Consider the following 20,870-nt stretch of genomic DNA (forward strand, 5'->3'; position numbering starts at 1 on the left):
GTCACTTCCCCTCTTTTTCTTTTTTCACCCGTCTCTCTTTCTTGCTGGAAATGGAAAACCGCAAGAGCTCATCCGCACTTTTTACGTACTCAGGCAGGGTCTGCAGACTTTTTTCCATCACTTTTGCTGCACATAGCGCATCAGAGAACGCACGATGGTGTGTGGCCATTTCTATTTCTAAAAAGTCTATCAGGTAGGCAAGCCCGTAGCGTTCACTCTCAAAAGTCCGTTTCGCCAGCTCTATCGTACAGAGTTGGGGGTTGCCTATGGGACCGAGACCGAACCGGTCAAAGGAGGCGTTCAGAAAATGGTAGTCAAAATGTGCATTGTGCGCTACAAATACCGCATCACCCATAAAATGACGCAACGCGGTTAAAGCCTCTTTTCTCGAAGGCGCCCCTATCAGGTCCGTAGGTTCTATCCCTGTGATCTTCGTAATATACTCCGGCAAAAACGCACACTCTACAAACGTTTCAAAACGGTCTATGATCTCGCCGTTCTGGAGCATCACCGCTCCTATCTCTATGACCTGAGAGGTGCCGGGCTTGCTTCCGTTCGTCTCTATATCTATCACGCAGTAGCGCTGTTCTTTATGTGAAGTAAAGCATGTTTCGAGTCTGTAGTGTTCATTGCTGGCCTGGGTGATGGGGTAGCCTGACGCCTGCAGCAGGATAAAGATGGTCTCCGCATCCTCCAGCAGCGTGGTATGTTTGGTCACGATATCTTTGTACTGTGACTCATGTAACACCCCTCCGTGCTTACGAAAGGCTGTTGTCAGTTCTTCAAAGACTTTTTGCATTGGCTATAAATTGTTTCACTTTCTCGGGGTCTTTTTTGCCCTTCACGGATTCTACGCCGGAACTTACATCCAGACCGTAAAAACCGAGTGCTTTCACTTGCGCAACGTTTTCGGGTGTCAGGCCTCCGGCGAGTATCATTTTGGAGCAGTCTACATCCTTGAACCATTCAAGGTTCAAACGTTTTCCTGTACCGCCATACACTTCACTGTACGCATCGACCAGACGGTACCGGTCTTTGAACCGCAGCAGATCTTCAGGAGACTTGACACGCACTACAGGCAGCGTCTGTAGGCCGATCGCATCCAAAGACTCTTCATCTACATCAAAATGGATCTGTGCACGTGAAATATCAGAATACCTGCATACCGTATCTATCGTCTCTACGCCTTCATTGACGAAAAGCCCTACCCTTTCGACAAAAGGAGGAAGCTTGTCTATGATTCTTTTCGCTGCTGCAGGCGTGATGTAGCGTGGAGATTTGCTGTAAAAAACAAATCCCAGAGCATCCGCCCCGCACTCTACTGCATGGAGGGCATCCTTTAAATTGGTGATCCCGCATATTTTTACTCTCATGATACATTCTCCTCCAGAAGGCACAGAGTTCCTTCTGAATTTCTCTCACTTCCAACGCCAAAGCGTGATGCATGGAAATCACTCAATGATCTCTCGTAGAAACTTCGTCTGTGACTCAGATACATACTCATCCCTACCTTACTTTAACGCAGAAATGGCATTTTCTATGCCATCCGGATGCTTGTACACGAACGAGCCGGCTACGACCACATCGACACCGGCAGCCTCCAGTTCTTTTACATTCTTGTCGTTGACCCCGCCGTCCACTTCTATCAGACAGTTCGGATTTCTTTTTTCTATCATTGCCTTCAGGCGTTTCGCTTTTTCTATCACGCCAGGAATGAACTTCTGTCCTCCAAATCCCGGGTTGACGGACATAAGAAGCACCATATCGACATCTTCAAGTAAACACTCTACCGCTTCAGGCTGGGTATGCGGATTCAGGGTGATCGCAGGGCGTATCCCCAGGGAGCGTATTTTCTGTATCAGCCTGTGTGGATGCTTCTCCTCTTCGATGTGAAATGAGATGAATTCGGGCTTCAAAGGGGCGAAGAGGTCAACAAAGAAGGTGTTGTTCTCCACCATAAGATGTATATCCAAAGGTTTAGTCGCTGCTTTGGCTATGGCTTCGACGACCACAGGGCCTATGGTAAGATTAGGCACGAAATGTCCGTCCATCACATCGACGTGTACAAAGTCGCACCCCCCTTCACAGATGGCCTTGACATCGCGGGCCAAATGCCCAAAATCAGCAGAAAGTATGCTTGGAGCTACCAACATGGAGTATCCTCTCATTTATTTTTAAATAATTATAACATAACGGTGCCTCGAAAACCCCTAGCCGGGTATCAAGAAAAGTTACCCGTTGACTTGCTTGCCCATCCTCCATGAAGTTAAGCAGGTTTTATGTTCTTTTTGTCTATAATCGCACAAAATATTCACCGTTTTCTACTTTACTTTGAAAAGTGCGGTATGCAAGACGACTAACTAAAGGACAACTTATGGCAAGAAAATGTGACATAACGGGCAAAGGCCCATTGACAGCGAACAATGTTTCTCACGCGAACAACAAAACAAAAAGAAGACAACTTCCAAACTTAAGATCTGTAAAGATCACACTTGAAGACGGCACAACCAAAAGAGTAAAAGTCGCTGCTTCTACACTCAGAACGATGAAAAAGCGCGCTGCTCAAGCTGCTACAGCTGAGTAAGTCCCACCTTTTGGGACTTGGGCTTTGAAACCCCTAGAAAAATTCAAAAAGTTTCTCGGATGGAGAAACGCACCTAAACCACATATCACACTAAATGACGAGTTTTATGGTCATTTAGCCCCTTTCAGACTTCCTTTTATACTTACCGTATTTGTTATGCTGATCGGTACCATAGGGTACATGACGATCGATGGCTTCTCTTTGATGGATGCCATATTTCAAACAGGTATCACCTTTACCACGGTAGGATTCGGAGAAATTGCACCGATCTCAAATATGGGACGTATTTTCACCATTTCACTGATCATCTTCGGGTTTGTTCTTTTTTCTATTTCCATAGGTATTATCGCAGAGGTCGTTAAAAGGGGTGAGTTTCAAAAAACTGTCAAGGAGCGTAAAATGCTTTACGAAATTGCTAGACTTAAACACCATTTTGTTGTCTGTTACCATAACGATTTTACGATACAAGTTACTAGACAACTTCGTGAAAACCACATTCCTTTTGTGGTGGTGGACCCGCGTGAAGATATGGAAGAAGTAGCCAAAAAGCACCACTACCCCTATTTCGTCTCCGCAGAACCGCATACAGAAGCAGGCATTCTTAAATCGCACCTCTCTTCCGCCAAAGGGATGATCACACTGGCAGACAATGTCGCAGACAACATTGCCACCATCGCATCTGCCCGTCTTTACGAAACAGAAATAGGCCGCGTAAGAAAATTTCTTATCATAGCAAACGCTAAAAACAATGAAGATGAGCAGAAGCTGGTCAAACTGGGGGCGAACAAGGTCGTGACAGCAACGAAACTGATGGCGCAGCGTATCAATGCGATGGCGGCACGTCCCGATATGGAGAACCTGCTGCAGGAATTTCTTTACAAAAAAGATACCCCTCTGGATATGGAAGAGGCCAAGGTATCCAAAACATCCTGGCTGGCACTGCAAAAGATCAAAAGTGCACGTTTGAGGGATATTGCCAATGTGACCATCATCGGTATCCGCCAAAAGGACAAACAATTTATTCCTATGCCTAAAGGAGATACCATCATCATGCCACAATCCAAGCTCTTGCTCATCGGAACCAGTGAAGGGATCACCAAGGCCAAAAAGGTCATCCGTAAAAAACAAAAACCAGAGGAGTTGAAATATGTTTAAGGTCCTTCCGCTTGAGAACGGTTTAGAGAATGTCCAAGGATTTTTTTGCGGTGCGACCAATGTCGGTATGAGAAAAAAACCTGCAAACAGTGACGACAGGGAGTTGGACGGTGATGTGGCCTTTATACGAAGCAGTACACCCTGCGACATTGCTGCTGTTTTTACCTCCAACACGTTTCAGGCCGCGCCGATCAAGCATTTTCAGAGATATCCCAAAGGTTTTCAGACTGACTTTGTACTGATCAATGCCAAGAATGCCAATGCGATGACCGGGGAAAAGGGTATCGAAGATATAGACACCATCATGTCCGTACTCTCGGATAAACAGGCGGTGCTGAACCCTGTGATGAGTTCAACAGGGGTCATAGGGTACCGTTTGCCTGTGGACAAGATCACCTCTGCGTTTGATGCACTGGACTTCCATGCCTCCAATTCACATCAGACAGCACGTGCCATCATGACCACGGACAGCTTTAAAAAAGAGTTGGCATACAAAGTAGCACTTGCAGACGGGAGCGCCTTTCACATTGCGGCCATCTGTAAAGGTGCGGGAATGATCAATCCTGCGATGGCGACGATGCTCTGTTTTATCATCACCGATGCGGATATCCCCAAAGAGGATATGGATGCACTGCTGACCGACGCAGCACAAAACTCGTTCAACCGTATCTCGGTCGATGGTGACACCTCTACCAATGACACGGTGATGCTGCTGTCGAACAAACAAAGCGGGAACTATGACAAAGCGGCGTTTGCGGAAGCTTTGAACAAGCTCATGTTCGAACTGGCGATGATGATACTCAAAGATGGAGAGGGCGCCAGCAAACTGGTAGCCTTTGAGGTCAAAGGGGCAAAAACCGAGGCAGAGGCAAAACAGGCGAGTATGGCACTGAGCAATTCTCTCCTCGTCAAAACGGCGCTCTTTGGGGAAGACCCGAACTGGGGACGCATCGCTTCGACCATAGGGGCATCGGGGATCGCCTGTAACGAGGAAACGCTCACCATACATTATGATGACCTGCTCATCTACTCCAATGCATTCAGAGAGCTGGACAAGGTACGTGAAGAGAAGGCCTATGAGATCATGAAGCAAGACAGTTTTAAAGTGACATGCGACATCGGTATGGGAGATGCCAGTTATATTTCCTATGGGTGTGATCTCAGCTATGAGTATGTCAAAATTAATGCAGAATACCGCACTTAAAAATGGCGATTTTAACTCTTTGCTAACCACAAAAAAGTTATAATATAGAAATAAATTAACACTAGGAAATGATATGTTACATGAATACAGAGACGAGATACACGAACTTAAACAAAGCAATGCACACTTTGCAAATATCTTTGAAAAGCACAATGCATTGGATCAGCAGGTGGAAGATGCTGAAGCAGGACGTACCGTTTTAACGGATGCAGAGCTTGAGACACTGAAAAAAAAGAAGCTTCTTCTAAAAGATGAAGCCTATCAAATGATCCTGGACTATAAAAAGTCTCAGGCATAATCCCAACCTCCTGCATGACATGGGCATTTGCCCATGCATCGATCTTCTTACCCTACAATATTTTCAACTTTTTACTAGGAACACCCATGAAACCACTGAACCAAAAAACTGCCTTGGATGCAGACAGCTATGCAACCATTTGACCATATAGAGGCATTTCCAAAAGCCTTGCTGGAAACATTGGAAATGCTCGATTTCACCACCATGACCGAGATACAGGAAAAGGCCATTCGGCCTATCCTGGAAGGTAAGGACATATTGGCGCAATCCAAAACAGGTTCAGGGAAGACACTGGCCTTTGGACTGCCCTGTGTGGTCCGTACGGATATCAACGAAAATAAACCCCAGACCATCATCATCACCCCTACACGGGAACTGGCAGAACAGATCGCCAACCAGCTGCGCAAAGTGGCGGCCTACAAACCGAACCTCAAGATGCTGGCACTTTACGGTGGCGTACCCCTTCGTGCCCAGGCGGAATCACTGGCCAAAGGGGCCCATATCCTTATAGGCACACCGGGACGTATACAGGACCACCTTTCAAAAGGGACCCTGGTTCTCGACAGCATCAGAACGCTTGTACTGGATGAAGCAGACCGGATGCTGGATATGGGTTTCTATGACGATATCGTCAAGATAGGCTCTAATATGCCACGTTCCAAACAGACCCTGCTCTTCTCGGCAACTTTTCCTGAAAAGATAGAAAAACTGGCCAAAGCACTGCTGAAAGAACCTCTGGTGATCAAAGTGGATACGGTGCAGGAAGATGCCAAAATAGACGAGATAGTCTATGAGACCTCTGATAAATTCAAAACCCTTACTGCACTGATACGATCCTATCAACCCGAATCGCTCCTGATCTTTTGCAATACCAAAGCGGAGGTCGTCTCGCTGACTGACGCTTTGTATCAGCAAGGACACTCGGTCATAGACATACATGGGGACCTGGACCAGAGAGAACGCAATGAATCGGTCATTGTCTTTTCCAATGGCTCCAAACGCATCATGGTGGGTACGGATGTGGCGTCCAGGGGGCTGGATATCAAAGATATCGCGCTGGTGATCAATTATGACCTTCCTTTTGACCAGGAAGTATATACGCACCGTATAGGGCGGACAGGACGTGCAGATGCGACGGGAACCGCCATCTCGCTCTATCACCCTGAAGAGAGCGGGAAGTGCGCCTATATCACTTCCAGGGCACAAAAAGGAGAGATGAAGGACCTGCGTGTAGATGCCTCATTCAAAATGACCTCAGAGTATGATACCCTCTGCATCAACGGTGGCAAGAAAACGAAACTCCGCGCCGGGGACATACTCGGTACGCTATGTAAAGAGATAGGCATTGATCCCAAGATGATCGGGAAGATAGATATCGGGGATACAAAGTCTTATGTCGCATTGCATCATACTGTCATAGAGAGGGTATTTAAAGCACTGAAAAATACAAAGATCAAAAAGAAAAAATATACAGCATGGATACTGCGCTGATCAATCTTCCAGTATCTTTTTTCTTCTTTGATGTCTGACCACATAAAAGAGTGTGATCAATACCACACAAAGAAGCGCGATCAATGTCGCAGTCTGAAGATACTCGGAGATCAGTGCTTCATTGGAGCCCAAAAGATACCCCAAAGCGACCAGAACAACCACCCATATACCTGCTCCGAACGCGGAATAAAAAGTGAACTTGACGAGATTCATGCGTGCCAGTCCGGCAGGAAGTGAGATCAGTTGCCGTATCCCGGGAATAAGCCTTCCGTTAAAAGTAGAGAGTTCACCGTGCTTGGTAAAGAAATCTTCAAGTTTGTCCAGCGTCTCTTCTCTAATAAAAAAATATCTGCCATAACGCAAAATGAATTTTCTCCCAAAGTGGATCGCCAGATAGTAGTTAAAGAGTGCGCCTGCCACGGAACCGAATATTCCGGCAAGAACCACCATGTAAAGGTTCATCTCCCCTTTAAAGGCCAAATAGCCGGCAGGTATCATGACGATCTCACTGGGAAAAGGAAAAAAAGTGCTCTCAAGGAACATCAGAAGGAAGATGCCCCAGTACCCCAGTTCTCCAATGTAGTTTACAATGGTCTGGGCTATGTCGTGTATCATAAGGAAGGATTGAAGGGCTATTCGCTGAACGCGCCAACAGCGGTCAGCCTTTTATAACGCTGATCAAGCATCTCATCTTCTGAAAGTGCTCTAAGATCTTTCACACTTTTCAGAAAATACGCTTTGATCACCTCTGCCGATGTCTCTTTGTCACGGTGTGCCCCAATAAGCGGTTCGTCCAGGACGTCATCTATCAAACCGTGTTCAAGCAGGTCGTTCGGTGTGATCTTCAATGCTTTGGTGGCTGCCTCTACCTTTGCAGGGTCATTCCATAAGATCGCAGAACACCCTTCCGGTGAGATCACAGCAAAAACAGAATAACGCATCATCGCAAGTTTGTCAGCCACGCCGATCGCCAATGCACCACCGGAACCGCCCTCACCGATCACGATGGATACCATAGGGACCTTGACAGAAGCAAATTCAAAAAGGTTCTTGGCGATCGCCTCGCTCTGACCTCTCTCTTCCGCACCGAGACCAGGGTAGGCACCCGGAGTGTCTATAAGCATCAGTACAGGAATGTCAAATTTTTCTGCCAATTTGACTGCACGTAAGGCTTTTCTGTATCCTTCGGGATTGGGCATACCGAAGTTTCTTTTGATCTTGTTTTTAACACCGCGGCCTTTTTGTTCACCGATCAACATGGTTTTTTGACCGTTGATCCAACCGATATAACACAAAATAGCGGGATCATCTCTAAATGCACGATCCCCGTGGATCTCATAGGCATCTTCCATCAAAAGTCTAATGTAATCTAACGCGTACGGTCTATCCGGATGACGAGCGAGCTGTAGTTTCTGGAAGTCTGTCAATGACCCAAAGGTCTTTTGCACTTCTTTATTGAGCTCGTTTTGATGCTTCTCTACCGCATCAATGTCTGCAATGGCGTGAGCAGATACGATCTCTTCTTGTATCTTCTCAATTTTGCTCTCAAAATCCAAATAAGTCGCCATACATTAAACCTTATACTTTTTTAAAGATAACTACGCCGTTGGTACCGCCAAAGCCAAAAGAGTTGCTCATCACTACATTGATCTCAGCTTTTCTTGCCTGATTCGGCACGTAGTCGAGATCACAATTTTCATCCGGCGTAGTATAATTGATCGTAGGAGGAAGCACACCGTCTCTCATAGCCATAAGAGAAACGACTGCTTCAATGGCACCTGCTGCACCGAGACAGTGACCCACCTGTCCCTTGATGGAGCTTACCGGAGGACAGTTCTCTTTACCGCCAAAGAGTTCTTTGAGCGCTGCTGTTTCGTTCTTATCATTGATAGGCGTAGAGGTACCGTGTGCATTGACATAGTCCACTTTTGGCTCGCCTGCCATTTTATAAGCACCCTTCATCGCACGTAGAGGACCATCCATGGTCGGTGTCGTAATGTGGTTGGCATCTCCGCTTTCACCAAACCCGATAAGCTCGCCGTAAATGGTCGCACCGCGTGCCACAGCATCTTCATAGGTTTCCAATACCAGTGCCGCCGCACCCTCACCCATCACAAAACCATCACGGCCCGTATCAAACGGTCTTGAGGCTGTCTGCGGGTCATCATTTCGTGTAGAAAGCGCTTTCATCGCAGCAAACCCGCCGATGCCTACCGGGCAGATAGCTGACTCAGCACCGACTACCAGCATTTTGTCTGCCGTTCCCACCATGATCGACTTTGCCGCTTCACCGATGGCATGTGTACCCGCAGCACAGGCGGTCACTGAAGAGAGGTTCGGTCCCTTCAGTCCTTGATAAATAGAGATAAATCCGCCCAGCATATTGACAAGTGAAGAAGGGATAAAGAACGGAGAAATTCTTCTTGGCCCTTTTATCTCGCATACCACTGAGTTCTTTTCTATATTCGGAAGGCCTCCGATGCCTGAAGCAGAAGCCACACCGAACCTTTCCATATCCGCGTCTTCAGGAAGCTTCGCATCTTCCATTGCTTCCATCGCAGCCTTGAGTCCAAGCTGTATGAACCTGTCTGCCTTTTTGGCTTCTTTTGCATCAAGCACAGTCAAAGGGTCAAAGTCAGTGATCTCAGCAGCAATACTCACCGCATGTGCTTCCGTATCGAAAGATTCGATCTTCTTAATGCCGCATTTACCCTCTACAATAGCAGAAAATGCACTTTCTTTGTCTAGTCCTAGAGCGTTTATCATCCCCAAACCTGTCACTACAACTCTTTTCACTGGCTCTCCTATGCACGATATAAAATATATATTAACATTTTGCTAAATACTGATATATACTTTATAGACCCCTATAAAGGGATCTATATTGAAACTTATACGTTTTCGATAAATTTGATAGCGTCTGCTACGGTTGCGATCGCTTCTGCCTGGTCATCAGGAATTTCGATATCGAACTTCTCTTCAAGTGCCATTACCAATTCAACAACATCAAGACTATCAGCCCCAAGATCTTCTACGAATCTAGATTCTTCCTTCACCTCATCCGGGCTCACATTTAGTTGTTCAACAACTACTTCTTTTACATCATCAAATAATGCCATTGACTTTCTCCTTAGGTTTGTTAAAAATACGCCTAATTATAGCTAAAAAAGTATAAAAAGCTTATATTTCCGATGAAATCCGTGCAGGAGTTGGGCTAAATGCGTTTTTTGTGTAGAAAAGAGATAGGGAATATTGATACAAATATCTTTAGGTAAAGATGGTGGATATAGGTGAACTGATACATGGAATTTACCATGTATCAGTTGGTATTCTGTGATTAAAATTTATATTTCAGGTTCGTATAGATATAACGTCCCGGTTCATTCAGGAGCATCACATCACCGTCTATGCCTGTAGAAAGCAGCGTCAAATCTTTGTAAGTGTTCGATACTGCATAAGTTTTATCAAATAGATTATCTATACCTACAGTCAATTCAAAGTTTTTGCCAAACGCTTTCGTTCCTTTCAAATTGACTACTGCGTAGGAATCCAATTCCTGCTCACCATTGTCCGTATCAAAGTCCGTCCATGTATCAGAGGTAATGATTTCTGCTTTTAATCTCAATGTATCATCATAATCATAGTTCACAGCACCGTTGAATTTAAACGGTGGGATCTCAGGCATATTTGTACCTGATTGCCCCTCTAAAGGATCATCTTTTTCTCCTCTTTGGTATGTCATACCGTAATCAAAATAAAGAGAACTTGTCGCAATATATGTACCGCTCAAGTCAAACCCATAAATAGAAGCATCTACATTTTCAAAATGTGCCAATGTAGCGTTATAAGCAATAAAATCTTCTAATTCACTATAGAATACTTTTGCTTTGATCGTTGCATTTTCATACTGCTTTTCTGCGCCTATATCCAACTCATAATTCACCGTATTTTGCAAGTTGTCTGTTCCGACAACCTGTCCCTTGCTGCTTATGAAGTAAAGTTCTCTTGCATCAGGCACTCTGGTTGATCTACCAACTCCGGCAAAATATTTAGTACTCTCATTTGCATGATATGTTCCAAATACATATCCTGTGAGTTCATCATAGGTATTATCTTGTTGGGTAGTGTTGTTGTTCGTAATCTCTGTATGGTCATAGCGAAGTGCAAGATCTACTTCAAATTTGTTTAATACTATTTTATCTTTAAGGAAAATACCCATATTTTCAGTATCTGCATCATCAATACTTTTTGGGAATGTCATCATTGGCATATAATCCATATAATATCTGCCATCCCAGTTTCTCACACTATAGTCTAACCCAGTCGTAATAGTATGGTTATCCACCTCAAAACTGTTTTTCAGTTTTGCGCCCTGCATCTTGGTAGTCAAATGGGATGTCATCGATTTCTTAGAATCAAAAATGCCATCTGTACTGTTGCTGTCAGCCATCATTCTATATCTGGTCGTCATAGGATGGTCCACTTCTGATTGATAGACCTGCAAGTTCAACGCTTTAGAATACTTTCCAAGATCTTTAACGATATACTCCATGTTGTATATATCTGAGTCATCATACAACGCATCCATTTTGGAAGAAGGGTAAAGCACATCATCACTTCTGTTGGCTGTGTAGCTTAATCTTAACTCTTGATTATCAGCAATATCCCAGAAAAGTTTCGCCATCAGTGTCTTTTTGGTATAGGCATCCATATCTCTATATTGTGGCTGATAGAGTGTTCCCATAGGAACTGCAGCTTCTTCCATCTGCTCTGAGAAGTCATTGCCGTCACCATCTTCATACTGTTCACTGGTCTCGGTCGAACCGCTGAGCAGGAACCTTACCTTGTCCGTTCCTCCGCTTACTGAAACTGCAGCTTTCTGATAACCCCAGCTTCCAAAACCTAGATTTGCTTCTCCTGTGAATTCTTTTTCCGGTTTGATCGTATGTATCTTTACATCTCCGCTGAGCGAACCGAAATCTTCCACATTGAACGGTCCTTCATTGATCTCTATATAATCCACATTGTTGGTCAAGACATGAGAGATAGGTGGGTCCATTCTGTTCGGGCACGCACCGTAGACCTTTGCACCGTCTATCGTGACATTGATATTGTCTTTTTTCTGTCCTCTTAAGATAATGTCATTCGCAACCCCTGATCTTCTCACCAGTGAAACACTTGCCGACTGCTTGAAAAGCGCTTCTCCAAGATCGGCGGACTTGATGTCTTCACCGCTTACATCTTTCACAACCTCTGTATCTACTTTGGTAGCTACATTTATCGTCTCCAGCTCTAATTCGGCAGCGCTCAAACACACAGAACATGCCAAAGAAAGGTATATCCCTTTTTTCATACAACTCTCCTAAAATAATTTAGTGTATAGTGGCGTAGTAGTGTTAATTATGTGTTAATTATCTATTAATAGTATGTTAAATTTATCTGATCTGATAATGAAGTGTAATACTAACGCTTTTGGGCAGTGATATCGGCGCACTTTTCGCATCTACAGGAAAAGCACTTTTGACCGCATTTCGTGCTGACGTATGAAAGACTTTAGGTCCGCTCACCGATATATTTCCCACGTTCCCATTCCCCAAGATAGTGAACTTCACTGTCACTGTCCCCTGCATACCTCTTCTTTGCGCAATACGCGGATACGACTTATGTTTGTTTATTTTTTCTCTAATATTCGCCAGAAAGAGATTCTTTTCTGCCGAACTTCCTTTTGATCTTTGTGGAGAAGCTTTTTGTTGTGATTGCTTTTTCTTAACAACGGTTTTCTTTTGGGTTTTTTTCTTTTTTTCTACCGTTTTTTTTGTAGGTTTGGGTACCGGTTTTTCCACTACAGGCTCAGGTATCACTTTTTTTTCTACCTCATGCTCTTTTTCCTTGACAGGTTCTTTGATAGGTTCTTGGATGGGCTCTTGGACCGCTTCTTTGACCGTCTCGGGTTCAACCGTGGGCTTCTCCTCAACCACGGGTTCTTCTTCCGTGACCGGTTCTTTTTGCTCTTCAGTTTCCTCTACCTGCTGTTCTTCGAGTGTGACCACTTCAGGCGTAAAAGAGCACATGCACAGCTGTATCTCTTTTTCTTCTGCTTTTTCGGATGAGACGAAATAATGGTCCTGAAGATAAAAAAACATTCCCACACCAAAGAGGTATAATAGTGCGGTGCTAAAATAAGAGATAAAATGGCGGTGTTTTAGCATCAGGAAGTCTTTTTTGGGATGTATTATGACGGAAAAACATTAAGGAAGTGTTAAAAGAGCAAAAGAACTTTGCATTTAAATTGGGTAGGGAAAATGCAACAGAACTTCTGAACTTAAGTTATTTCGACGTGCAGAAGTATAACCCAAGAGTGTTAACTGAGTGTTAAGCCGTCTGGCCTCTTTGCATTGTTACACATGCACCTTCGACATTTTCAAACTTACCGTCGTGCCTACCCCTTTTTCAGACTTGATATGGATCTCGATCCCCGCTTCATCGCAATACGCTTTGACCAAAGCAAGCCCCAATCCTTTTCCGTCTTTTTTATCATCTGCCTGATAATAACGTTCATGTACGCGCAAGAGTTCTGTCGTCCCCATCCCTACACCTTCATCTTCCACGCTCAAAACATCCTTACTCAGTCTGATACGTATCGGTGACTCCTTGGAAGAGTACTTCATCGCATTGGAGACAATATTGTCAAACATCTGTTCAAACCCTATCTTGTCCACTTCTATCTCATAGTGTTCCAAGGTGAGTTCAAACGGGTTCCGCTTTTGTTCTTTGAACACTTCTATCCTCTCTTCTACCAGATGCTTGAGGTCAAAGCGCTCTTTTTCTATGGTATGCATCTCTTTATGAATGCTGTACACCAGCTCATCATACAGTTTTTTCAATCTGACACTGGCATCTTCTATACGCCTGATGCGCTTGAGGGACTTCTCATCCTCCATATGTTTTTTCAGCATGGCGGTATTGGCCTGTATCGTGGACAAGGGGATGTTGAGTTCGTGAATGATATCACTGGTCAGTGCAGTCAGCGTATCTTCCATCTGCTTTTTGGGTGCGAAAATAAGGTTCGAGAGCACATACCCCCACCCGACAGCCACAAAAAAAACCAGTGCCCCTGCGATAAAGAACTTTAGGTCCGTCAAATTCCATGTCTCTAAAAAACGGTACACTGCCGTGAGCAACGTGAACATCGTGACAAAATAGACCGCCGTTGCAAAAAGTATCTCTTTTTTACGATTTGACATTATGACAACTCACCTGACATGCGTATCATTTGATACTCATTTGATACCCTACACCGCGCACATTGCAGAGTTGTGTAGGGAAATATTTTTTTAGCTGGGCGATGTAGACACGCAGTGCCCCGTCACTTGCATCTTCGGAAGAGCTCCAGAGACGTTCTCTTATCTGTTCCATCGGAACGACCCTGCCCTGACCTTCCAGAAGTACCAGGAGCAGTTCCCCTGCTTTGGTGCTTAACTCCATTGCCCTATCGTTCTGATAAAGCGTTTTTGTCAAGATATCAAAACGATAGGTATCTATCTCTACCATTTCGCTGCGTACCTGCCGGCGCAGTACAGCCTGCATACGTAAAAAAAGTTCATCCATGTCTACAGGCTTCCGGATATAGTCATCCCCGCCCTTTTCAAATCCCTCTTTCAGTGAGGCTTTGTCTTCTCTGGAGGTGATGAATATACAGGGGGTCTCATCACCGCTCTGACGCAGTTTTTCCAAAAGTTCAAAACCGTTTTCATACGGCAGGTTGACATCGAACAGATAGAGGTCAAATCTATGTTCATAGGTCAGCTCAAGTGCGGTATAGGGGTCCAAAGCACAATGGATACTGTGGCCTTCTTCTTCCAAAAAATCCTCAAGGGTCTCATTGAACAGTTTATCATCTTCCAATACCAGTACTCTTGCCAATATTTTACCTTTCACCTGAATAATCTAAAAATCATTATACCTCAAAATCATTTATAGGATACGCCTATATCATGTTATACTTTGATGACATATAAGAGACAGAAGGTACAGCTTTGAAGATAGATCATGCATTTTTAAAACATATAGAGGGGAAGATCCTGCTTTTGGGACTCCTCTTCTTAGGCTTTTATTTGATATTTTTACTGTTTTGTGCGATCTTCTTTCAACATTATCTTCAGGAGATACTCAGCATCACTGCCACCAATGTCATATTTGGACGTATGGCAGGGCTTTCTGTAGGTGTTTCCGCCCAGATGAATACGACTTTTCTGGTGCTCTTCAATCTTTTTATCGAATCCACAATGGTGCTGATACTCTACCCGCTTTTTGTGCTGAGCTGGAAAAAGCTCGACTTTGTATCCTATCCGCCTCTAAGCCGTTACCTGGAGCGTTCCAAGATCAATGCACACAGATATGAACCGCTGATCAAACGGTATGGGGTGATCGGTCTTATTTTATTTGTATTGACCCCTTTTGCCATGACAGGTCCGGTCGCAGGGAGTTTTGTAGGATTTTTGATCGGTCTTCGGCATCGTGTGACACTGAGTGTGGTCATTATCAGCACTTTTATCGCGATACTGCTATGGATCTATTTGATCAAGAATTTTGAAGAGACGCTTGTTGCCTACAGTGACATGCTAATGATAGGTGTACTCATCATTGTCACAGTCTTGTTTTTGTGGTATTTGATGAAGAAAGTATTTCGGGGGAAGAAGCTTTAGGGGAAAGAAGCTTTATTTAAGGGTGAAGCTTTCATTAAAAAAGCTTCACCCCAAACTACATGAACATCCCGCCGTTCACTTTCAGTGTCTCTCCTGTAATGTAAGAAGCGTGGTCCGAAAGCAAAAAGGCTACTGCATCCGCTACCTCTTTTGGCTCTCCGAATCTTGCCATCGGTATTTTTGCAGTGAAGGCATCCTTCACCTCATCTTTCAGCACATCTGTCATCTCTGTAGCGATGAATCCCGGTGTGATCGTATTGTAACGGATATTCCTGGGTGCCGCCTCTATGGCAAAACTTTTTGTCATGGCTATCGTTCCGCCCTTGCTTGCTGCGTAGTTTGTCTGGCCTGCATTTCCTGTTTCACCTACGATAGATGCAATGTTCACAACCGATCCGAAACGTTTTTTCCCCATGGTTTTAAGCGCTTCACGGCATCCTATGAACGTTGACGTAAGGTTCGCATTGATCACATCCATAAACTCCTCTGTTTTCATACGCATGGCAAGTTTGTCCTTCGTGATACCTGCATTGTTCACCAGGTAAGAGAGTTCCCCGTCTGCATCCACGATGCTTTTTATCCCTTCTGTAAATGCCTCTTCGTCGCTGACATCGAACCCGATCACTTCCGCTTTTCCGCCAGCTGCCTCGATCGCTGCTTTTACTGCATTGGCCTCTGCTTCGCCCGAACGATAATTCACCCATACTTTCAATCCGAATGCTGCCAGGCTTTTCGCTATCTCTGCCCCTATTCCTCTGCTTGCACCCGTCACTAAAACATTATTGCCTGTAAATTTCATTTTGACCCTTTTTTGTTCTTTCGTAAAATTGTACCATTTTTTTTATGGTACAATTGGCAAAAAGGATAGATATGGAAAATAAAATTAAAAAATCAGTTGCGATCCTGCTTGCACATATCATCAAAATAGATAATAGGGATCTGGAAAAGGAAGCACCGCTTTTTTGCCAGCTCATGGAAATGGATTTTGGGTGCGGTCCTGAAGAGGCAAAAGCGTTTTTGCAACAATCCGTTCAGGAAGACTATGATCTTGATGAGCATATTGCCATCATCAATGAGGCTTTGTGTGATGACAAGCTGAGTAAAATGCATATCCTCGAACAAATGAACCATATCATTTACTCAGATACGATCACCCCCAACGATTATGAAGAGTTTGAAAGGATCAAAAAAGCGCTTTTCTCCTGCTGAGCCAAAATGGTAGCTAGATCAGCGGTTCGTCCATCTCTTCAGGTATATCAAGTCCCATTATTTTCAGGACGGTAGGTGCCACATTGTTGAGTCCGCACCCCTCTTTGACCTTCGTGACACCTTCAGCCAGTACGAAACACCATACTTCGCCTACCGTATGATTGGTCAGGGTATGCCCTTCATGGTCTTTCATCTCTTCACAGTTTCCATGGTCTGACGTCAGCACGACAGCATAGCCATCTTCTTTTGCTTTTTCTATGATAAGTCCCAGTTCTGTGTCCACGGCATGTACTGCCTGGCACGCTGCTTCATAATTACCGGTATGCCCCACCATATCTCCATTGGCGAAGTTCACAACGATCAGATCATAGGCTTCATCCATCGCCGTACGTACGGCTTCACCGACCTGCGGTGCTGACATCTCCGGTTTCATATCATAGGTTTTGACATCAGGGCTCGGGATGAGCACCCGGCTCTCGCCTATCATCGGTTCTTCTATGCCGCCGTTCAAAAAGAAGGTGACGTGTGCATATTTTTCCGTTTCCGCTGTATGCAGCTGTCTGAGCCCTGCATCGCTTACCACTTCTGCCAAGGTATGTTTTGGAGCTTCCTTAGGGAAAAGTACCGGATAAGGGAAGCTTGCATCATATTGTGTCATGGTAGCGATATTGAGGGGTGTGAACTTACAGGCGAACTGATCAAAATGGTCATCACCCAATGCCGTGGTGATCTCCCGTACCCTGTCTGAACGGAAATTGGTCACGATGACCACATCCTCTTCTTTCATGCCTTCATATGATCCAAAGGCCGAAGGTTCTATGAACTCATCCGTTTCATTTTTTGCATAACTCTCATCGATATAGGCTTTGGGACTTAGATCCGTAAGAGGTTTCGCCTCCGCGATGGCCCGGTACCCTTTTTCCACTCTTTCCCAGCGGTTGTCTCTGTCCATCGAAAAGAAACGTCCGCCGATCGTAGCGATCGAAATACGGTCATCACAGATCCCTTCTATTTGCTCTACATAGGTTTTTGCTGACGTAGGGCTCACATCTCTACCGTCGGTGATCAAATGCAAAAAGACTCTTTTCCCTCTACGCTTCGCCAGTTGTGCCATCCCGATCGTGTGTTCTATATGCGAATGCACCCCACCGTCACTGAGCAGCCCTATAAGATGTACACGCTCGCTCTTTTCGAGCGTGTCATTGAGTGCCTGGTTCTGTTCAATGCTTCCATCTTCAAGCGCCAGAGAGATCTTCACCAGATCCTGATACAGCACACGTCCGGCTCCTATGGTCATATGCCCTACTTCGGAATTTCCCATCTGTCCTTCCGGCAATCCTACACTCAAACCATGTGTGGAGATCAGGGCCCTGGGCGCGGTTTCAAAAAGTATGTCATACGTAGGTTTTACGGCATCCTTGAATGCATTACAAGTACTGTCAGGCTTATACCCTATACCGTCGGTGATGATCAAAATAGTTTTTTGCTGTTTCATAATCTTTCTCTTTTTATATACTGGGAACACTTTTTGAGCAAAGCCCATCAAGTTATGTTATCACATTTCAGATCTGCATCTTGTCAAGGCTGCGCAATTATTCTTTTTTATTGAAATAATAGTAAAATAAACTTTCTTAATCTTTAATACAAAATTTTAAGCCCCTAAATAGGGATTAAATGAAAGTTGGCCATGCTATACGAACTCTCTCAACTCTTGGATATCAATCTTTTCGGATACATCTCTGTACGTGCAGGTTTTGCATTTTTTATCGCTTTTATGCTGACACTCTTTATCATGCCCAAATATCTTGCCTGGGCCATTTCCAAAAAAGCAAACCAGCCCATCAGCAAATACGTACCTGCCCATGAGGGGAAACGGCATACCCCGACGATGGGCGGTGCCATATTTTTAGCCTCCACTCTCATTGCGGCACTGGTGACCGTGGACCTCTCCAATATGTATATACTCGGCGGACTTATCACGCTGATCGGATTTGGACTGGTAGGATTCAAAGATGACTTGGGCAAGGTACTTGCAGGGGACAACCTTGAGGGCTTGACCCCCAAAGGCAAAATGGCGCTGCAAGCCGTCATTGCCGTACTTGCCACAGGTTTACTGCTTTACACAGGGTTTCCGACAGAGTTCTATGTGCCTTTTCTTAAAACGCCGCTGTTCGACCTGGGATATGCAGCCATTCCTTTCTGGGTACTGGTATTCTTGGCGACGACCAATGCGGTAAACCTTACAGACGGGCTTGACGGACTGGCGACGGTCCCTTCCATTATCGCGTTGGTCTCACTGGGTCTGATCATCTATGTGACAGGCCATGCCATCTTCAGCCAGTACCTGCTGGTACCGAACATCAAAGGTGTGGGCGAAGTGATGATACTTGCTGCGGCACTGATAGGCGGGCTGTTCGGGTTCTTATGGTACAACTGCTACCCTGCCGAGGTCTTCATGGGAGATACGGGCAGCCTTGCGATCGGCGGATTTCTGGCCTACCTTGCCATTTTGGGTAAAAGTGAGGTGCTGCTTATCCTGATAGGTTTGATCTTTGTGATAGAAACGGTCTCCGTGATACTGCAGGTGGGAAGTTTTAAACTGAGAGGAAAGCGTGTCTTCCTGATGGCACCCATCCATCACCATTTCGAAATGAAAAAATGGGCAGAGAACAAGATCATCATCCGCTTCTGGATGATCTCCTTCCTCGCCAATGTCCTTGCGCTCATCTCATTCAAGTTCAGATAATGATAGTGAGGAGTGAGGAATGAGGAATGAGGAACCGGAAATCAATGACCCTTTAAATGAAAAAAGTTTTTCTTTTTCATTACGTATTATAAAACTATTCAGATACATGCATAACACCCATAAAGAGTATATTCTTTCAAAGCAAATATTAAGAAGCGGCACAGCGATCGGTGCACTTATTCGCGAAGCTAAATATGCACAGTCCAAAGCAGATTTCCTGAATAAACTCATGATTGCACTCAAAGAAGCAAATGAGACAAAATACTGGCTTGAACTTTTAAATCAGTCCGACTATATCGATCAAAAAATGTATAAAAGTATTGAACCAGATATAAATGAATTGCTCAACTTGCTCATTTCTAGCACCAAGACTGTTAAACAAGGTGCGAAATGAAACATATCCATTACTCATTGCTCATTACTCATTACTCATTTAAAAAACGGAGTTTTTTATGAAACCCACACTTTTCGGCTACGGGCTCACTACCAAAGCGATCGCTAAGAAACTGGGCGGGGGCTGTACCTTTTTTGATGACAATGTCAAAGAGGCTTACACTGATGAAGAGAACAACCGGATACTTCCGTCGCATCTTTTTGACCCAGAAGCCAGTGAACTGGAAGTGACCACCCCCAGCCTCAAGCCAGACCATCCGCTGATCAAAAGTGCGAAGCATCTCTTAAGCGAATATGACTATTTTGCCAAGGAGATGCCGTTTAGTATCTGGATATCGGGGACGAACGGTAAAACGACCACCACGCAAATGCTCACGCATCTTCTGGCCAAACGCGGTGCGGTCAGCGGAGGGAACATCGGCACCCCTTTGGCAGAGCTGGATACGAATGCACCGATCTGGGTACTGGAAAGCTCCTCCTTTGCACTGCATCATACCCATACTGCATCGCCGGACATCTACCTTTTGCTTCCTATCACCCCGGACCATCTGGACTGGCATGAAACACCGCAGCAGTATGAAGCAGACAAGCTCAAACCTCTGCTTACCATGAAAGAGGGAGAACTGGCGCTTGTACCCAAAGGATTGAACCTTCCGAAAACACATGCCTATGTGGTCGAGTATGACAGCAACACATTTCTCGAAGCCTATTTCAAGCTGGACAGCACCCAGCTGCGTTTCAAAGCTGCGTTCTTACAGGATGCCCTGCTCGCACTTGCGGTGACAAAAGTACTGTTCGATGAGGCAGACTATGACCTGATGAATGCATTTGTCCTGGACGCACACAGACAGGAAGAGTGCAAAGATGCCAAAGAAAGGCTATGGGTGAACGACTCCAAAGCAACCAACCTTGATGCCACGGTGCAGGCTGTCAAAGGCTATGCTGACAGGCATATCCACCTTATTCTGGGAGGAGATGACAAAGGGGTGGACCTGACACCGCTTTTTGAAGTCATGCAGCCGCTCAACCTTACACTTTATACTATAGGCGCAAATAGTGAGAGGCTTATAGCCCTTGCAAAAACC

23 protein-coding genes are annotated in these 20,870 nt (G+C 44.9%); 10 read left to right on the forward strand and 13 right to left on the reverse strand.

What is annotated here, in order from left to right:
• Position 1: 1 nt before the first annotated feature.
• The 3 genes from VIM88_RS01135 to rpe form a co-directional block, all read right to left on the reverse strand.
• The gene (locus VIM88_RS01135) at positions 2–799 is read right to left on the reverse strand and encodes a 3'-5' exonuclease (protein ID WP_331861039.1); all 798 of its coding nucleotides are present in this window, start codon (positions 797–799) and stop codon (positions 2–4) included.
• Positions 783–1,373, reverse strand: coding sequence for a phosphoribosylanthranilate isomerase (locus VIM88_RS01140; RefSeq protein ID WP_331861040.1), 591 nt, complete (start codon positions 1,371–1,373; stop codon positions 783–785). Before VIM88_RS01140 ends, VIM88_RS01135 begins: the two co-directional genes overlap by 17 nt.
• Positions 1,374–1,511: 138 nt before the next feature.
• Positions 1,512–2,153, reverse strand: coding sequence for a ribulose-phosphate 3-epimerase (gene rpe, locus VIM88_RS01145; RefSeq protein ID WP_331861041.1), 642 nt, complete (start codon positions 2,151–2,153; stop codon positions 1,512–1,514).
• A 221-nt stretch (positions 2,154–2,374) separates the two neighbouring features.
• Between rpe and rpmB the strand changes: the two genes are divergently transcribed.
• From rpmB to dbpA, 5 genes are all read left to right on the forward strand, one after another.
• A complete protein-coding gene (gene rpmB / locus VIM88_RS01150) occupies positions 2,375–2,584 on the forward strand; it encodes a 50S ribosomal protein L28 (RefSeq protein ID WP_331861042.1) in 210 nt (69 codons plus the stop codon).
• Between the two features lie 24 nt (positions 2,585–2,608).
• The gene (locus VIM88_RS01155) at positions 2,609–3,739 is read left to right on the forward strand and encodes a potassium channel family protein (protein WP_331861043.1); all 1,131 of its coding nucleotides are present in this window, start codon (positions 2,609–2,611) and stop codon (positions 3,737–3,739) included.
• Positions 3,732–4,943, forward strand: a complete 1,212-nt coding sequence (gene argJ, locus VIM88_RS01160; RefSeq protein WP_331861044.1) for a bifunctional glutamate N-acetyltransferase/amino-acid acetyltransferase ArgJ — start codon at positions 3,732–3,734, stop codon at positions 4,941–4,943. Before VIM88_RS01155 ends, argJ begins: the two co-directional genes overlap by 8 nt.
• A gap of 73 nt (positions 4,944–5,016) precedes the next feature.
• Entirely contained in the window at positions 5,017–5,241 is a 225-nt protein-coding gene (locus VIM88_RS01165; protein WP_331861045.1) for a YdcH family protein, read from the forward strand.
• A 117-nt stretch (positions 5,242–5,358) separates the two neighbouring features.
• Positions 5,359–6,732: an ATP-dependent RNA helicase DbpA gene (dbpA, locus tag VIM88_RS01170; protein WP_331861046.1), complete on the forward strand. Its 1,374-nt coding sequence runs from the start codon at positions 5,359–5,361 to the stop codon at positions 6,730–6,732.
• Here dbpA and VIM88_RS01175 read toward each other — a convergent pair whose 3' ends face one another.
• The 8 genes from VIM88_RS01175 to VIM88_RS01210 all read right to left on the reverse strand — a co-directional run bounded on the left by VIM88_RS01175 (position 6,733) and on the right by VIM88_RS01210 (position 14,655).
• A complete protein-coding gene (locus tag VIM88_RS01175; protein ID WP_331861047.1) occupies positions 6,733–7,347 on the reverse strand; it encodes a DedA family protein in 615 nt (204 codons plus the stop codon).
• Positions 7,348–7,364: 17 nt separating this feature from the next.
• On the reverse strand, positions 7,365–8,300 hold the full coding sequence (gene accA / locus VIM88_RS01180; RefSeq protein WP_331861048.1) for an acetyl-CoA carboxylase carboxyl transferase subunit alpha: 936 nt from the start codon (positions 8,298–8,300) through the stop codon (positions 7,365–7,367).
• 10 nt (positions 8,301–8,310) lie between these two features.
• Positions 8,311–9,528, reverse strand: coding sequence for a beta-ketoacyl-ACP synthase II (locus VIM88_RS01185; RefSeq protein WP_331861049.1), 1,218 nt, complete (start codon positions 9,526–9,528; stop codon positions 8,311–8,313).
• 95 nt (positions 9,529–9,623) lie between these two features.
• Positions 9,624–9,851: an acyl carrier protein gene (gene acpP, locus VIM88_RS01190; protein ID WP_309499315.1), complete on the reverse strand. Its 228-nt coding sequence runs from the start codon at positions 9,849–9,851 to the stop codon at positions 9,624–9,626.
• A gap of 218 nt (positions 9,852–10,069) precedes the next feature.
• Complete coding sequence (locus VIM88_RS01195; RefSeq protein WP_331861050.1) at positions 10,070–12,085, reverse strand: TonB-dependent receptor; 2,016 nt, start codon at positions 12,083–12,085, stop codon at positions 10,070–10,072.
• Positions 12,086–12,167: 82 nt separating this feature from the next.
• Positions 12,168–12,875, reverse strand: a complete 708-nt coding sequence (locus VIM88_RS01200; RefSeq protein ID WP_331861051.1) for a TonB family protein — start codon at positions 12,873–12,875, stop codon at positions 12,168–12,170.
• A 255-nt stretch (positions 12,876–13,130) separates the two neighbouring features.
• On the reverse strand, positions 13,131–13,976 hold the full coding sequence (locus VIM88_RS01205; protein WP_331861052.1) for a HAMP domain-containing sensor histidine kinase: 846 nt from the start codon (positions 13,974–13,976) through the stop codon (positions 13,131–13,133).
• A gap of 25 nt (positions 13,977–14,001) precedes the next feature.
• Positions 14,002–14,655, reverse strand: coding sequence for a response regulator transcription factor (locus tag VIM88_RS01210; RefSeq protein ID WP_331861053.1), 654 nt, complete (start codon positions 14,653–14,655; stop codon positions 14,002–14,004).
• A gap of 113 nt (positions 14,656–14,768) precedes the next feature.
• On the opposite strand from VIM88_RS01210, the gene VIM88_RS01215 reads away from it, so the two are divergent.
• Positions 14,769–15,437, forward strand: a complete 669-nt coding sequence (locus tag VIM88_RS01215; protein WP_331861054.1) for a small multi-drug export protein — start codon at positions 14,769–14,771, stop codon at positions 15,435–15,437.
• 55 nt (positions 15,438–15,492) lie between these two features.
• Here the strand turns inward: VIM88_RS01215 and fabG are convergent, their stop codons facing one another.
• A complete protein-coding gene (gene fabG, locus VIM88_RS01220) occupies positions 15,493–16,236 on the reverse strand; it encodes a 3-oxoacyl-ACP reductase FabG (RefSeq protein ID WP_331861055.1) in 744 nt (247 codons plus the stop codon).
• A gap of 71 nt (positions 16,237–16,307) precedes the next feature.
• Here fabG and VIM88_RS01225 point away from each other — a divergent pair, with 71 nt between their 5' ends.
• Complete coding sequence (locus VIM88_RS01225; RefSeq protein ID WP_331861056.1) at positions 16,308–16,646, forward strand: TerB family tellurite resistance protein; 339 nt, start codon at positions 16,308–16,310, stop codon at positions 16,644–16,646.
• A gap of 13 nt (positions 16,647–16,659) precedes the next feature.
• On the opposite strand, the gene gpmI is transcribed toward VIM88_RS01225, so the two are convergent.
• On the reverse strand, positions 16,660–18,141 hold the full coding sequence (gpmI, locus tag VIM88_RS01230; protein WP_331861057.1) for a 2,3-bisphosphoglycerate-independent phosphoglycerate mutase: 1,482 nt from the start codon (positions 18,139–18,141) through the stop codon (positions 16,660–16,662).
• Between the two features lie 192 nt (positions 18,142–18,333).
• Here gpmI and mraY point away from each other — a divergent pair, with 192 nt between their 5' ends.
• The 3 genes from mraY to murD all read left to right on the forward strand — a co-directional run.
• Positions 18,334–19,392: a phospho-N-acetylmuramoyl-pentapeptide-transferase gene (mraY, locus tag VIM88_RS01235; RefSeq protein ID WP_331861058.1), complete on the forward strand. Its 1,059-nt coding sequence runs from the start codon at positions 18,334–18,336 to the stop codon at positions 19,390–19,392.
• A 19-nt stretch (positions 19,393–19,411) separates the two neighbouring features.
• Positions 19,412–19,786 (forward strand): four helix bundle protein, encoded by a 375-nt coding sequence (locus VIM88_RS01240; protein WP_331861059.1) that lies wholly within the window; start codon positions 19,412–19,414, stop codon positions 19,784–19,786.
• Positions 19,787–19,844: 58 nt separating this feature from the next.
• The coding region (gene murD, locus VIM88_RS01245) for a UDP-N-acetylmuramoyl-L-alanine--D-glutamate ligase (RefSeq protein WP_331861060.1) at positions 19,845–20,870 on the forward strand (1,026 nt) is incomplete at its 3' end.

It is taken from the genome of Sulfurovum sp., assembly GCF_036568385.1.
Taxonomy (GTDB): domain Bacteria; phylum Campylobacterota; class Campylobacteria; order Campylobacterales; family Sulfurovaceae; genus Sulfurovum.

Coding starts and splice junctions, on each gene's coding strand:
- VIM88_RS01165 (WP_331861045.1), top strand. CDS start 5,017: ATGTTACATGAATACAGAGACGAGATACACGAACTTAAACAAAGCAAT.
- VIM88_RS01195 (WP_331861050.1), bottom strand. CDS start 12,085: ATGAAAAAAGGGATATACCTTTCTTTGGCATGTTCTGTGTGTTTGAGC.
- gpmI (WP_331861057.1), bottom strand. CDS start 18,141: ATGAAACAGCAAAAAACTATTTTGATCATCACCGACGGTATAGGGTAT.
- VIM88_RS01205 (WP_331861052.1), bottom strand. CDS start 13,976: ATGTCAAATCGTAAAAAAGAGATACTTTTTGCAACGGCGGTCTATTTT.
- acpP (WP_309499315.1), bottom strand. CDS start 9,851: ATGGCATTATTTGATGATGTAAAAGAAGTAGTTGTTGAACAACTAAAT.
- VIM88_RS01200 (WP_331861051.1), bottom strand. CDS start 12,875: ATGTTTTTTTATCTTCAGGACCATTATTTCGTCTCATCCGAAAAAGCA.
- VIM88_RS01140 (WP_331861040.1), bottom strand. CDS start 1,373: ATGAGAGTAAAAATATGCGGGATCACCAATTTAAAGGATGCCCTCCAT.
- fabG (WP_331861055.1), bottom strand. CDS start 16,236: ATGAAATTTACAGGCAATAATGTTTTAGTGACGGGTGCAAGCAGAGGA.
- dbpA (WP_331861046.1), top strand. CDS start 5,359: ATGCAGACAGCTATGCAACCATTTGACCATATAGAGGCATTTCCAAAA.
- rpmB (WP_331861042.1), top strand. CDS start 2,375: ATGGCAAGAAAATGTGACATAACGGGCAAAGGCCCATTGACAGCGAAC.
- rpe (WP_331861041.1), bottom strand. CDS start 2,153: ATGTTGGTAGCTCCAAGCATACTTTCTGCTGATTTTGGGCATTTGGCC.
- VIM88_RS01135 (WP_331861039.1), bottom strand. CDS start 799: ATGCAAAAAGTCTTTGAAGAACTGACAACAGCCTTTCGTAAGCACGGA.
- mraY (WP_331861058.1), top strand. CDS start 18,334: ATGCTATACGAACTCTCTCAACTCTTGGATATCAATCTTTTCGGATAC.
- VIM88_RS01225 (WP_331861056.1), top strand. CDS start 16,308: ATGGAAAATAAAATTAAAAAATCAGTTGCGATCCTGCTTGCACATATC.
- argJ (WP_331861044.1), top strand. CDS start 3,732: ATGTTTAAGGTCCTTCCGCTTGAGAACGGTTTAGAGAATGTCCAAGGA.
- VIM88_RS01175 (WP_331861047.1), bottom strand. CDS start 7,347: ATGATACACGACATAGCCCAGACCATTGTAAACTACATTGGAGAACTG.
- accA (WP_331861048.1), bottom strand. CDS start 8,300: ATGGCGACTTATTTGGATTTTGAGAGCAAAATTGAGAAGATACAAGAA.
- VIM88_RS01240 (WP_331861059.1), top strand. CDS start 19,412: ATGAGGAATGAGGAACCGGAAATCAATGACCCTTTAAATGAAAAAAGT.